Genomic DNA, 12788 nt, shown 5'->3' on the forward strand with positions numbered 1-12788 from the left:
GCATGCGTTACCTCCCTCTGACTCCCGATGACCGCACGGCGATGCTCGCGGCGGTCGGCGCGTCGTCGATCGACGACCTGTTCGCCGATGTCCCCGCCGCGGCGCGGCTCGATGGTCCGATCAAGGGCCTGCCGGTGCACGCCAGCGAACTCGCGGTCGAACGCCATATGGCGGCACTCGCGCGGCAGAATCGCGCCGCGGGCGAAGGGCCTTTCTTTCTCGGCGCAGGCGCCTATCGCCACCATGTTCCGGCCAGCGTCGATCATCTGATCCAGCGGGGCGAGTTCCTTACCGCCTACACGCCCTATCAGCCTGAAATCGCGCAAGGCACGCTGCAGATGCTGTTCGAATTCCAGAGCCAGGTCGCGCGGCTGTTCGGCACCGATGTGGCCAATGCGTCGATGTACGACGGCTCGACGGCTTGCTGGGAAGCGATCGTCATGGCGCGCCGCATCACCAAGCGCGCCAAGGCACTGCTCTCGACCGGGCTCCACCCGCATTACCGCAGCGTCGCACGCACGATGGCCAAATATACCGGGGATGTGCTCGTCGACGGCGACCCGAGCTTCGAAGCCGGCACCGACTGGGCTGGGCTCGCGGACAGCCTCGACAAGGACACCAGCTGCGTCGTCGTCCAATATCCCGACATCCTCGGCCGCATCGACGACATGACGAAGCTCGCTGAAGCCTGCCAGGCGGCGGGGGCGCTGCTGATCACGGTCGTCACCGAACCGGTCGCGCTCGGCCTCATCAAGTCGCCCGGCGAAATGGGCGCCGACATCGTCGTTGGCGAAGGGCAGGCGATCGGCGTCGGCCTCCAGTTCGGCGGGCCTTATGTCGGCCTTTTTGCCTGCAAGTCGAAATATGTCCGCCAGATGCCCGGCCGCCTGTGCGGTGAAACGGTTGACGCCAAGGGCAAGCGCGGTTTCGTGCTCACCCTGTCGACCCGCGAACAGCATATCCGCCGTGAGAAAGCGACGAGCAATATCTGCACCAATGCAGGACTTTGTGCGTTGGCCTTCAGCATTCACATGACCCTGCTCGGTGAAGCCGGCCTCCGCCAGCTCGCCGCTATCAACCACGGCCGCGCGCAGGCGGCGGCGGCCGAGCTGGCGAAGGTGCCTGGCGTGTCGGTGATGAACGACAGCTTCTTCAACGAATTCACGTTGCGGCTGCCCGCCGACGCGCGCGCGACGGTTCACAAGCTCGCCGAAAAGGGCGTGCTGGGCGGCGTGTCGCTCGGCCGTCTCTATCCCGAAAATGACGGCCTCGCGAACGGGCTGGTCGTCGCGGTGACCGAAACCGTGACCGAGGATGATATCGCCGCCTTTGCCGCGGCGCTGAAGGAGGTGCTGGCATGACCGCGCTCAACCGCGCCGGCTGGCGCCCCGAAATGAACGCCGCGGGCGGCGCCGACGACAATGTGACCTTCACCGGAAACCGTGCTTTGATGCTCGAGGAGCCGCTGATTTTCGAAATCGGGTCGACCGAAACCACCGGCGTCGATTTCGACGAGTCGTCGCCCGCCGCCGACCTTGGTTCGCTGATGCGCAGCGAGCCCATCGGCCTGCCGGGGCTTAGCGAGTCCGAAACGGTGCGCCACTACACGCGCCTGTCGCGGCAGAATTACGCGATCGATCTCGGCCTGTTCCCGCTTGGCAGCTGCACGATGAAGCATAACCCGCGCCTCAATGAAAAGGTCGCGCGCATGCCGGGCTTTGCGGACGTTCATCCGCTGCAGCCTCAGGAAACCGTTCAGGGAGCGCTGGCCGTGATCAACGAACTCGCGGTCTGGCTGATCAAACTGACCGGCATGTACGGCGTCGCCATGTCGCCCAAGGCGGGTGCGCATGGCGAACTGTGCGGCATCCTTTGTATCAAAGCGGCGCTTGAGGCACGCGGCGAGGACCGGCGCGTGCTGCTTGTCCCCGAAAGTGCGCACGGTACCAACCCCGCGACCGCGGCTTTCGCGGGCTTCACGGTCGAGGATATTCCGGCGACCCCGGAAGGCCGCGTCGACCTCGAAGCGCTCAAGGCGCGTCTCGGCCCCGACGTCGCGGGGGTGATGATCACCAACCCCAACACCTGCGGCCTGTTCGAACGCGACATGAAGGCGATTTCGGACGCGGTGCATGCAGCGGGCGGCTATGTCTATTGCGACGGCGCGAACTTCAACGCGATCGTCGGGCGCGTGCGTCCGGGCGACCTCGGCATCGATGCGATGCACATCAACCTCCACAAGACCTTCTCGACTCCTCACGGCGGCGGCGGCCCGGGCTCGGGGCCGGTCGTGCTGTCGGAAGCGCTGGCGCCTTACGGTCCACTGCCCTTCGTCGCGCGCTACGCCGACGGCGGCTTCAAACTGATCGAAGAAGAAAATGCCGGCGAGGAGCATCCCGCGACCTTCGGCCGCATGACCGCTTTCCATGGTCAGATGGGCATGTTCACGCGCGCATTGACTTATATCCTCAGCCACGGGGCCGACGGGCTGAAACAGGTCGCCGAGGATGCGGTGCTCAACGCCAACTACGTCCTGCGCAGCCTGGAGGATGTGCTCGACGCGCCGTTTGCGGCGTCGGGTCCGTGCATGCACGAGGCGCTGTTCAGCGACAAGGGCCTCGCCGAAGGCTTCTCGACGCTCGACATCGCCAAGGGACTGATCGACGAGGGCTATCACCCGATGACGGTCTATTTCCCGCTGGTGGTTCACGGAGCGATGCTCGTCGAGCCGACCGAGACCGAATCGAAGGCGGTGCTCGACCAGTTTATCGGCGCGCTGCGTAGCATCGCGCTGCGCGGGAAGAACGGTGACCCCGCGCTCAAATCGGCGCCGCACTTCGCGCCGCGCGCGCGGCTCGACGAGACGCTGGCGGCGCGAAAGCCCGTGCTGGCGTGGGAGGGATGATCGACATATCGGTAATTGGGGGAGAGTGCGATGAGCTGGGATAGCCTGTTTCTGCTGGCAAATTACTGGGCGTTCGCAGCGTGGATCACACTCGCCTTCCTGCCGCGCGGGCCGAAGACGCTGGCGCTCATCCTCTATCTCGGCGTCGCGCTGCTCTGTCTGACCTACACCATCCTAATCGTCGGCTTCCTCACCGGCGGCATCGATGCGGGTGGGCCGGGCAGCGCCGATTTCACGACGCTGGCCGGGGTGATGAAGCTGTTTGACAGTCCCGGCGGGGCGACGCTGGGTTGGATCCACTATCTTGCCTTCGACCTGTTCACCGGCATGTGGATCGCGCGCGATGCCGACCAGAAGGGCTTCAGCCGCGCCGTGCAACTCCCCTTCCTGTTCCTGACGTTGATGGCCGGCCCGGTCGGCCTCTTCGCCTGGCTGATCGTACGCGAGCGTCGCGCCCGGGCGCAGACGAAAAAGTGACGCCGCAACCCTGGATGCCGGGCGACGGCGGCGAGGCCGACAAGCGCCACGCCCCCGCGACGCTCCGCAACCGCGACGCCATCGCCGCGGTACTCGCCGACTGGCTGCCGCCGGCGGGAACGGTGCTCGAGGTCGCGAGCGGATCGGGCGAGCATGTGATCCATTTCGCCGCGGCTTTCCCGCACCTGGATTGGCAGCCGAGCGATCCCGACCCCGCCGGTCTGGCGTCGATCGCGGCATGGCGCGCCGAGACCGGGCTCGACAATGTCGCGCCGCCGGTCGCGCTCGACGCTTCCGCGTCCGATTGGCCGGTCGAGCGGGCCGACGCGATCCTTTGCATCAACATGGTCCACATCAGCCCGTGGGAAGCGACCCTCGGCCTGTTCGCCGGAGCCGCGCGATTGCTCGTGCCCGGCGCGCCGCTGATCCTCTATGGTCCGTATATCGAACCCGATATGCCGACTGCGGCGAGCAACCTCGACTTCGACGCCAATTTGCGCGCGCGTGATCCGGCATGGGGGCTGCGCGACACCGATGTGGTCAAGTCCTCCGCTCGCCGCGCCGGGCTCGCTTTCGCCGAGCGCCGGGCGATGCCCGCGAACAATTTGATGCTGCTCTTCCGTCGCACCTGACGGACCTGACAGGGTCGGCCGATCGGCGCTTTACCTCGCCGGTAGAACCGTTAGCTTTCTCATCAATTGCGCGCAAACGACGCGATTCGAGGAGAGAGGCGATGGGCCGCGACGTTTCGGAGCTGTTTACGTTCGACGAATTTCTGACCCATTGGGCCGACGAGCGTCCCGAGCGGGTGGCGATGCGCGAAGAGGATCGCGTATACAGCTACGCCGAACTCGACGAGTTGACCGCGCGTACGGCATCGGCCTTGATCGCCGCGGGTCTGAAAAAGGGCGACCGCATCGCCTGGATCGGCAAGAACAGCGATCTTTACTTCACGCTCTTCTATGGCGCGGCGCGCGCGGGCATCGTGATGGCGCCGATCGGCTGGCGCCTGTCGCCGGCCGAATGGGCGTTCATCGTCAATGACACCCAGGCGAAGATAGTTTTTGCGGGGCCGGGGTTCGAGACGCTTGCCGAGCAGCTTGCGGGCAAGCTGCAAAACGATCCGGCGATCGTCGGGGCTGCCGATGCTTGGGCGATGATCAAGGGCGCCGAGCGCACGCCCTTCGCGCCGTCGGGCGCGAACGATGCGGTGCTCCAGCTCTATACCTCGGGCACCACCGGCAACCCCAAGGGCGCGGTGCTGTCGAACCGCAACCTCTTCGCGCTCCGCAAGCATTCGAGCACCCTCGACATGCCGTACACCAAATGGGAGGATGACGAGGCGGTACTGGTCGCGATGCCCTGTGCGCATATCGGCGGTACCGGGCTCGGCATCATGGCGCTCGCGGCGGGGCTTCCCGGCGTCATCCTCGCCGAATTCCAACCTGACGGCGTATTCGACGCGGTCGAACAGCATGGCGTCACGCGTTTCTTCATGGTGCCGGCGGCGCTCCAGATGCTGCTGATGCACCCGCGCTGCGCCAGCGTCGATTACAGCCGCCTCAAATATATCCTTTACGGCGCCGCGCCGATCCCGCTCGAACTGCTGCGCCAGTGCATCCAGGTCTTCGGCGCGCAGTTCATTCAGGCCTATGGAATGACCGAGACGACGGGCACCATCTCGATGCTGCCGCCCGAGGACCATGATCCCGCGGGCAACGCGCGCATGCGCTCGGCGGGCAAGGCGCTTCCCGGGGTCGAAATCGTCATTCTGGGTCCCGACGGGCAAGCCGTCCCCATGGGCGAGGTGGGCGAGGTCGTCACCCGCTCGTCGAACAATATGCTGGGCTATTGGAACCTGCCCGATGCGACCGCGACGACGATGACCGACGACGGCTGGATCCGCACCGGCGATGCGGGTTATCTCGACGCCGACGGCTATCTGTTCATCCACGACCGGATGAAGGACATGATCATCACCGGCGGCGAGAACGTCTATCCGGCCGAGGTCGAAAGCGCGATCTTCGGCCATCCGGCGGTGCAGGAGGTCGCGGTGATCGGGGTTCCCGACCAGAAATGGGGCGAGACGGTGAAGGCGGTCGTTGTGGCCAAGCCCGGCGCCAGCATCGAGGAAGCCGATATCATCGCCTGGGCGCGCGAGCGCATCGCCCCCTTCAAATGCCCGCGCAGCATCGACCTGATCGATGCGTTGCCGCGCAACGCCAGCGGCAAGATTTTGCGAAAAGACCTGCGCGCGCCCTATTGGGAAGGCTATGAGCGGATGGTGAATTGAGCGCCAAAACCGCTCGTCGCGGTGCCGGTTGACGTTCGGTAAGGGCAGGTTCATTTCCGCGGTGCTTAGCGCGCAACGATGGAATGGCTGATCGACTTTTACCGTCCGCTGAGTGCCGCGCTCGGCATGAGCACGGGCGCCTCGGACAGCCTGCTGCATGTGCATGGCGGAATGGTCGTCCTGTTTCTCGCCCGGATCCTAACCCGGCGCTCGCTCGCGTCATGGACGCCGTTTCTGTTCGTCCTGGCGGCGGCAATTGCGAAAGAAGCGGCCGATCGCGTGGCGCATGGCGCATGGCGGATGCCCGACAGCGCTTTCGATGTGCTGAATACGATATTCTGGCCCTTTGTTCTGATGGTCGGACTTCGATGGCGTCGGGCGCATCCCGACAAGCGCTAGTTTGGGACAGGGCAATGGCCTGCGTGAAAATATGAAAGCCAACCGTCCGGCCGCCCCATAAATTGGGCTCACATACGGCCCTTCACGCGACCGACACCCCGAAGGGCCGATGCGTTTTCCTCGTTGGCTTCGCCATGCACGGGGGGCACGGAGGGCTTCACCGGATGGTGGAGCCCTTTTTCGTCACGCTGCGGCCTTCTGGCGTGTGCGGGCGCGCTGAAACCCTTCGCGCGCCATGCAGCGACCGAGCCATGCCTTCGTCACCTCGCCCAGCACATCGTCGGCACCGAGGGTCGTTGCGAGGAACGCCGCATAGCCGATCACGATGTCGGCGATGGTGAAGCGTCCGGCGACCAGCCATTCGCGCCCATCGGCCAGCGCTGCCTCGATGCTCTTGGCGCGGCCACCGAAAAATGCCCTATAATCCTCGACCGCCTGCACGAGCCGCCGCTCCTCGGGTTCGACACGCGTGTAGCGGATCATGATCGCGAGCGGGAAGGTCAGCGTCGCGTCGCTGCGGTGCAGCCAGTTGCGATAATCCCAATAATCGGCTTCGCTCCGCCGGACTTCGAGCGGCGTTCCTTCGGCGATCCGTTCGCAGATCGCGGCGGACTCGGTCATCAGCCGTCCATCCTCGATCCAGCCGGGAACCGTCATCAGCGGGTTCACGGCGCGATAATCGGGCTCGAACGCCCGCGGCGGGAATTTGAGCAGGCGGAGGTCGACGTCGATCTCCGCCTCCTCGACCGCCCACAGGCAGCGCAGCGAGCGGGCATCGGGGCAGTGGTAGAGGATCGGTCGTGTCATGCGGCAACCTCCTTCGGCCGGTCGATATGGCGGCGATGTTCGCGCCAGGCGATGAACAGGCCCGAAGCGATGATCAGCGGCGCGCCGACCCAGGTGGTGTCGGCGGGCAGGGTGCCGAAAAACCACCAGCCCGCGGCGATCGCCCAGAGCAGGCTTGAATAATCCATCGGGATCACGACCGACACTGGCGCGAGGCGCAGCGCGCCGGTCAGCGACATCTGGACGACCGCGCCGAGGAAACCGAGCCCGATCAGCAACAGCCATTCGTGGCCGCCGTGCGGCGTGATGACGAAGGGAAGGGCGATGCCGAGCGGTATCATCGAGAGCAGGCTGAACCAGAAGACGATCGTCGCGGCATTTTCGGTGCGGCCGAGATCGCGCACCGCAATGGTGATTAGCGCGGTCATGATCGCGCCGGTGAGGGCGACCAATGTGCCGACGCCGTGTGTGCCGCCGAAACCGCCCGCGAAGCTTGAAAGCGGGTCGAGCACGACGAGCACGCCGACGAAGCCGACGATCACCGCGCTCCACCGCTGCCACCCCGTCGCCTCGCCGAGCAGAAGCGCGGCAAAGAGAACGGCAAAGATGGGCACCGACAGGCTGATCGTCGTTGCCTCGGCCATCGGCAGCAGGATCATCGCGCCGAAATTGCACGCCATGCCGGCGAGGCCCATCAGCATTCGCCGCGCATGCGCGCCGATCCGCCGGGTCTTCAACGACGCAAGACCGCTTGTCGCCATCACCCATGTGAGCAAGAAAGGCAGCACCAATGCCTGTCGCCAGAAGAGGCTCTCGACGACATGGATGCCCGCCGCGTCGATCTTTTTGACGAGCACGAACATCAGCGAGAGGCTGACCATCGCGAGCAGCCGCAATGCGATCCCCCCCAGATAATGCTGCGGAGGCCCGTCGGACTGGGCGGGAAACGGAGCGTCGCTCATATGAAATCGCGCATATCAGCACGGCGCGTGGGCGCAACCCGTCATCCCCCTTGCCCCGCATCTCCAATCCGGCTAGTGGCGCACTCCGGCCTAGGGGTATAGCTCAGTTGGTAGAGCATCGGTCTCCAAAACCGAGGGTCGCGGGTTCGAGTCCTGCTGCCCCTGCCAGGCCGTCGTCTTCGAGCAAGATTTCGGCATCGCCGATTAACCGGATGGCGTTTGCCCTGGCGCGGCGAAATCGGCATTGAACGCATTGCATTCGACGCGCGTCACGACGCCCGGCAGCACGGTACCGACGACCCCGCCCGGCTTGGCGAAATAGGCGTTTCGATGCGATAATTGTCTGCGTCCTTCAGGTTGAAACCCCGAACCTTTATCGCGTTATAGAGACCGATCTGCTCGACGCCGATACGGATTCCGATTACTCGGGGGAGCGCATGAACGAACAGGCCTTCTTTGGATTAAGTGCCTATCACTTCGCCATGATGCTCGTCGGTGTGGGCGTCATCGCAGCTTTCTGGCTTCCACGCTTTCTCTCGGGACGCGAGCCCGCGGCTTCTGCACTGCTGATCCTCTTCGGTATCGCAATCCATTGGGCGATGCCGGATGTCTGGCGTGCTCTCGATCCGCGTGAAGTGCCGAAACTTTGGGAGGTCGCGAGCGAGCTGGCGGTGATCGTCGCGCTGTTCGGTACCGGCATCCGTATCGACGATCTGGCGCATTACCGCCGCTGGCGGCCGACGGTCAGGCTGCTCGCGGCAGCGATGCCGTTGACCATAGCCGCGGTGGCGCTCATGGGATGGGCCTTCGCGGGCATGACACTCGCCGGAGCCATTCTGCTCGGCGCGGTGCTGGCGCCCACCGACCCCGTACTTGCGGGCGAAGTACAGGTCGGCCCGCCGACCGAGGGCGACGAACAGCCGGTACGCTTCACCTTGACGACCGAGGCGGGGCTCAACGACGGATTGGCGTTCCCCTTCGTCTATCTCGGCCTGCTCCTCGGGAGCAGCGGATTCTCCGCGGCAATGCTCGGCGAATGGCTGCTTGTCGATGTCTTCTACCGGATTGCCGTGGGTGTGCTCGGGGGCGCCGCCATCGGCTGGCTCCTCGCGCGCGTCCTTTTCGTGATCCCGCGCGGCAACGTCCTCGCCGACACCGCGTCGGGGGTGCTTTCGATTGCCGGCGTCCTCTTTTGCTATGGCGCAACCGAACTCGCCGAAGGCTATGGCTTCATCGCCTGCTTCGTCGCCGGTATTGTCCTCCGCCGGGTTGAAGCCGAGCATGAATTCCATGGCCGTCTCCACAGTTTCAACGAGGCGATCGAACTGGCGCTCACCGCGCTGTTGCTGCTTCTGGTCGGTGCGACCTTTCCGCGGCTTTTCGGCATACTCGACTGGGCGCATGCCGGCATTGCGCTGGGACTGATATTCCTCGTCCGGCCGATCGCAGGCTGGGTCGGCCTGGCGCGCACGGGACTTGCGGCCCGCGAACGCCTTTTCGTGGCATTTTACGGGATACGGGGTGTCGGCTCGATCTATTATCTCGCCTATGCGGGGAGCCATCTCGAACTGGTCAACGAAGGACAGCTTTGGGCTACGATCCTTCTGACCATCCTGCTGTCGACGATCGTCCATGGCTTTACGGCGGGGCCGATCGTCGATCATGTCGCGAAACGCCGCGCGCGGTGAGGCCGCGGGCGAAGGCGAAGCTTTTCAGGCCGATCCCTCAGCCAACGTGGCCGCCATGACATCCCGGTCGTCGGCGCGACCGGCGTCCCCCAATATTATTCGGGTTGCGGCGACGGGAAAATCTGCTGATCAATCCGTATCGGGGCAGGCGGGGCGCAGGCATGGTGTCGAAGCATAATATATTGATCGTCGACGATCACCGCATCACCCAGAGCGGGTTGCGGTTCCTGTTCGGGTCGCTCGACCGCTATACGGTCGTGGGCGCGCTCGATCGCGGCGCGACGGTCAACGCCTTCGTCCAGTCGCAGCCCGTCGACCTGGTGATCCTCGACCTCAATCTGCCCGACGTGCGCGGGATCAACGTGCTCGCCGAAATCGTGGGTTCGCGCGACATGACTGTCATCATCCTGACCGGCGAAACGCATGTGAATGAGATTCATTCGGCGCTGAAGCTCGGCGCGCGCGCGATCGTCAGCAAATCGGACTCGCTCGACCATATCGTTGCCGCGTGCGACGCGGCGCTGGCGGGTGAAATCTATGTCTCGCCGCATATCGGCGAGGCACTCGGCAAGTTCCAGCAGCCGCCGGTCGCGCTATCGTCGCGGCAAATGGCGATTCTTCACTATCTGGCGCAGGGCGAGACGAACAAGGAAATCGCCTATCGGCTGGCGATCGCGCCGCCGACGGTGTCGTTCCATATCGCCGAACTGCGGCGCAAGCTCGACGTCCCGCACAACCGAAAGATCGTCGAGCGGGCGAACGAGTTAAACCTGCTCTGATCTTGCTGAAACAGCGCCTAAAAGCGGGTGGAGCGCCATTTCGCGGCATGCGGGCTTGACCGCCATCATCGTGACGAGCTGGCTGAGCCGCCCGCGCGTCACGGTCGTGTCGTCATAGGTGAGCGCGATCGTCGGGCCGCTCGCAGCGGCATCGAGTCCGGCCTCGAACGCCGTGCGGTCGTCGAAATCGAGCAGCGCCCAGCCGTCGAGCTCCGCCCGCAAGGCTTCGGCGGACACCGGAGTGACCGACGGAAAAGCCGCGGGCAGCGCGATCCGGATCTCGGTTCCGGCGGCACTCGATGCGACAATTTTCAGCGATCCGCGCAGCGTGCTGATGATGCGCTGCGCCGATCCGAAGCCCGACCCGCTGCCTTCGTCGCTTTCATCGGCGCGGATGCGGGTCATGATGCCGTCGTTCAGCGCCGCGACCAGTTCGGCGGGCATTCCGCCTCCGCTGTCGCGGACCGTGATGATGGCGCAGCCATCCTCGATCGCGAGCGAGAGGCTCGCCCCTCCGGTGTGGGTATATTTGTAACTGTTGCTCAGCAGGTTCGCGAGTGCGCGCATCAGCAAGGGCCGGTCGGAAATGATCGTCACCTTGTCCGGAACAAGGACGTCCAGCGTCAGCTTCTTGCCCGCGAAGGGGGTCTTGAACATCATCGATAGGGGTTCGACGAGCGCCTCGGCGCGAAAGCTGCTTAGCGCGACGAAGCCCGTATCGCTTGCGGCGATATTGGCGCCCGAGATAGTCGTCGAAACGATCTCGTTCAAATAGTCGGCCGAACTTTCGAGCATCTCGACCAGCTCGTCGTCGGCATCGGCGCGCTTCTGGCGCTTGAGGACCTCGACAGCGCTGTTGAGCGCCAGGATCACCTGCCGGCTGTCGTGTCCCGATGCGTGGAGCAACGCATTCTGGCTGTTGACGGTTTCGAGCGCGAAGGCCTTTTCCTCGGCGAGCCGCGCGGCACGCTCGCTGATTTCCAGCCGTTCGGTCAGCGACTGCGCATACTTCCAGTCGGCGACGAGCTTGTCGCGCTGGATTTTCTTGAGGTTCAGCCCCAGCGCGATTGTCACCATGACCGATTCAAACAGCCCGATCGGCCCGGCGAGGTGCCAGTTGATCGGCAACCATGCGAAAATGCCCATCGACGCAATCGCCGCATAGATGATGAAGAGCGCAAGGCTCGCCCAGCCTACAAAGAGCGGCCAGAGCTGGACGCCGAGCTGTTTCATTGCCGCATAGCCGACGAAGGGCAGGAACAATGCGACCGCCACCGCGACCAGCCAGGTCGCGATGTGCAGCAGGAAGCGCAGCTCGGGGGGATAATATGCGAGGCCCGGCTGGAAGAGCATGATCGCGAGCGCGAACCAGATCAGCGCCTTCAGGACCAGGTCGCGCCGTGGGAAATGGGTAGGGGTGTCGACGAAGCTCCGACAGAATTGCGCCATCGACGCGGCAAAGCCGCATTTGATGAAATCCTCCACCGCCAGCCCCGTCAGCGGTTTGTCGTAGAGGAAGAAGATCGTGATATAGCCTTCCGAATGGACCGTGTTCAGCGCAAAAAAAGCCTCGGCGACCGCGAGCCAGAGAAATTCCTTGAAACCCGTGATCGAGAAGAAGAGGAAATTGAGCAGCAGCAGCGTCAGCGCGCCGACCACGACGCCCGACACCATCGAGATATTCGCCCGCCGCTCCTTGAAGAAGGTGCCATAGCTGTTGATCTTGAGCGGCATATAGGTCGAATTTTCCGAAATAAACTCGATAGCGACCAGCGTGGTCTGGCGCGGGCCGAGGATCAGTTCGGAACTGAAGGCCTGATATGTGCCGAGATTTTGCCGAGCGGCCTGAGGGTCCGTGCCATCGACGATCAAGGCGAGGCGCCCGCCCTTGGCTTCATAGAGCCGGAAGTGTTTGAGCGACCCGCGGCCCGTGGTCAGAATCCAGCTTCCTTGCTCGTCGCTGGCGTTGCGGACCTGTAGCAGAACGACGGTGCGCGTGCCCGGCGGCCCGAAGTGGATGGTCGAACCTTCCACCTGCTGCAGCGGACCCCGCAGGATGGCGTTTAATCGAGGCGTCCGGATGTCGCCGGGGCGCTTGGCGAAGCGTATGAAAGGCGCCAGATTCGGCGCATCCTCATGTGCATGCAGTTCGAGCACGGGCAATGTGTTCGTGGCGCCCCACGCCGGCTGCACCAGCCCGAGCAGGGTGAAAAACAGGACGGCAAGCAGGCTTCGCATGATGGGCACCCGTCGTTTGATTGCGGGGCCAGCGGTTCCCTCATGTCCACGGGGCACAGGCGCGCGAAGCCGCGCGCTCCCCGAATATCAGCGACCCACCCCCCGGTGACGGGGTCACCGTAACGGCCGCACCGCCGGGTGTGCAAGCATGACGTCAACGGTCCGTCGCAAATTTACCCAAAAAAACATTGGGTAGACGCTCGGGGGAGCCACGACCTAGTCAACGCGCACAAAGCTGAGAGATGCGAGCCATCCCATCAG

The 12788-nt window shown here is 64.4% G+C and carries 11 protein-coding genes and 1 tRNA gene; 9 read left to right on the forward strand and 3 right to left on the reverse strand.

Going from position 1 to position 12788, the window contains the following annotated elements:
- The first annotated feature begins 2 nt into the window (after nt 1-2).
- The 6 genes from gcvPA (at nt 3) to E5675_RS06665 (ending at nt 6074) form a co-directional block, all read left to right on the forward strand.
- On the forward strand, nt 3-1361 hold the full coding sequence (gcvPA, locus tag E5675_RS06640) for an aminomethyl-transferring glycine dehydrogenase subunit GcvPA (RefSeq protein ID WP_136173823.1): 1359 nt from the start codon (nt 3-5) through the stop codon (nt 1359-1361).
- Nucleotides 1358-2905, forward strand: coding sequence for an aminomethyl-transferring glycine dehydrogenase subunit GcvPB (gene gcvPB / locus E5675_RS06645; protein ID WP_136173824.1), 1548 nt, complete (start codon nt 1358-1360; stop codon nt 2903-2905). The genes gcvPA and gcvPB overlap by 4 nt, the downstream gene beginning before the upstream one ends.
- 30 nt (nt 2906-2935) lie before the next feature.
- Nucleotides 2936-3382 carry an ABA4-like family protein gene (locus tag E5675_RS06650; RefSeq protein WP_136173825.1) on the forward strand — a complete coding sequence of 149 codons (447 nt, stop codon included), beginning with the start codon at nt 2936-2938 and terminating at the stop codon, nt 3380-3382.
- The gene (locus tag E5675_RS06655) at nt 3379-4014 is read left to right on the forward strand and encodes a DUF938 domain-containing protein (RefSeq protein ID WP_168707804.1); all 636 of its coding nucleotides are present in this window, start codon (nt 3379-3381) and stop codon (nt 4012-4014) included. The genes E5675_RS06650 and E5675_RS06655 overlap by 4 nt, the downstream gene beginning before the upstream one ends.
- A 101-nt stretch (nt 4015-4115) precedes the next feature.
- The gene (locus tag E5675_RS06660) at nt 4116-5675 is read left to right on the forward strand and encodes a fatty acid--CoA ligase (protein WP_136173826.1); all 1560 of its coding nucleotides are present in this window, start codon (nt 4116-4118) and stop codon (nt 5673-5675) included.
- Nucleotides 5676-5753: 78 nt separating this feature from the next.
- Nucleotides 5754-6074, forward strand: a complete 321-nt coding sequence (locus E5675_RS06665) for a hypothetical protein (protein ID WP_136173827.1) — start codon at nt 5754-5756, stop codon at nt 6072-6074.
- Nucleotides 6075-6257: 183 nt separating this feature from the next.
- On the opposite strand, the gene E5675_RS06670 is transcribed toward E5675_RS06665, so the two are convergent.
- Together E5675_RS06670 and E5675_RS06675 are read right to left on the reverse strand one after the other, a co-directional pair.
- Entirely contained in the window at nt 6258-6881 is a 624-nt protein-coding gene (locus E5675_RS06670) for a glutathione S-transferase (protein WP_136173828.1), read from the reverse strand.
- On the reverse strand, nt 6878-7822 hold the full coding sequence (locus tag E5675_RS06675; RefSeq protein ID WP_136173829.1) for a DMT family transporter: 945 nt from the start codon (nt 7820-7822) through the stop codon (nt 6878-6880). Before E5675_RS06675 ends, E5675_RS06670 begins: the two co-directional genes overlap by 4 nt.
- Nucleotides 7823-7914: 92 nt before the next feature.
- Between E5675_RS06675 and E5675_RS06680 the strand changes: the two genes are divergently transcribed.
- The 3 genes from E5675_RS06680 (at nt 7915) to E5675_RS06690 (ending at nt 10289) form a co-directional block, all read left to right on the forward strand.
- Nucleotides 7915-7990: transfer RNA gene (locus tag E5675_RS06680), tRNA-Trp, on the forward strand.
- Nucleotides 7991-8259: 269 nt separating this feature from the next.
- Nucleotides 8260-9510, forward strand: a complete 1251-nt coding sequence (locus E5675_RS06685; RefSeq protein WP_136173830.1) for a cation:proton antiporter — start codon at nt 8260-8262, stop codon at nt 9508-9510.
- Nucleotides 9511-9671: 161 nt separating this feature from the next.
- Nucleotides 9672-10289, forward strand: coding sequence for a response regulator transcription factor (locus E5675_RS06690; protein WP_136173831.1), 618 nt, complete (start codon nt 9672-9674; stop codon nt 10287-10289).
- On the opposite strand, the gene E5675_RS06695 is transcribed toward E5675_RS06690, so the two are convergent.
- Nucleotides 10275-12527, reverse strand: coding sequence for a sensor histidine kinase (locus E5675_RS06695; RefSeq protein WP_136173832.1), 2253 nt, complete (start codon nt 12525-12527; stop codon nt 10275-10277). The two genes, E5675_RS06690 and E5675_RS06695, sit on opposite strands and share 15 nt — an antisense overlap.
- Nucleotides 12528-12788: the final 261 nt, after the last annotated feature.

This window comes from Sphingopyxis sp. PAMC25046 (assembly GCF_004795895.1).
Lineage (GTDB): Bacteria > Pseudomonadota > Alphaproteobacteria > Sphingomonadales > Sphingomonadaceae > Sphingopyxis.

Coding starts and splice junctions, on each gene's coding strand:
- gcvPA (WP_136173823.1), top strand. CDS start 3: ATGCGTTACCTCCCTCTGACTCCCGATGACCGCACGGCGATGCTCGCG.
- gcvPB (WP_136173824.1), top strand. CDS start 1,358: ATGACCGCGCTCAACCGCGCCGGCTGGCGCCCCGAAATGAACGCCGCG.
- E5675_RS06650 (WP_136173825.1), top strand. CDS start 2,936: ATGAGCTGGGATAGCCTGTTTCTGCTGGCAAATTACTGGGCGTTCGCA.
- E5675_RS06660 (WP_136173826.1), top strand. CDS start 4,116: ATGGGCCGCGACGTTTCGGAGCTGTTTACGTTCGACGAATTTCTGACC.
- E5675_RS06665 (WP_136173827.1), top strand. CDS start 5,754: ATGGAATGGCTGATCGACTTTTACCGTCCGCTGAGTGCCGCGCTCGGC.
- E5675_RS06670 (WP_136173828.1), bottom strand. CDS start 6,881: ATGACACGACCGATCCTCTACCACTGCCCCGATGCCCGCTCGCTGCGC.
- E5675_RS06675 (WP_136173829.1), bottom strand. CDS start 7,822: ATGAGCGACGCTCCGTTTCCCGCCCAGTCCGACGGGCCTCCGCAGCAT.
- E5675_RS06685 (WP_136173830.1), top strand. CDS start 8,260: ATGAACGAACAGGCCTTCTTTGGATTAAGTGCCTATCACTTCGCCATG.
- E5675_RS06690 (WP_136173831.1), top strand. CDS start 9,672: ATGGTGTCGAAGCATAATATATTGATCGTCGACGATCACCGCATCACC.
- E5675_RS06695 (WP_136173832.1), bottom strand. CDS start 12,527: ATGCGAAGCCTGCTTGCCGTCCTGTTTTTCACCCTGCTCGGGCTGGTG.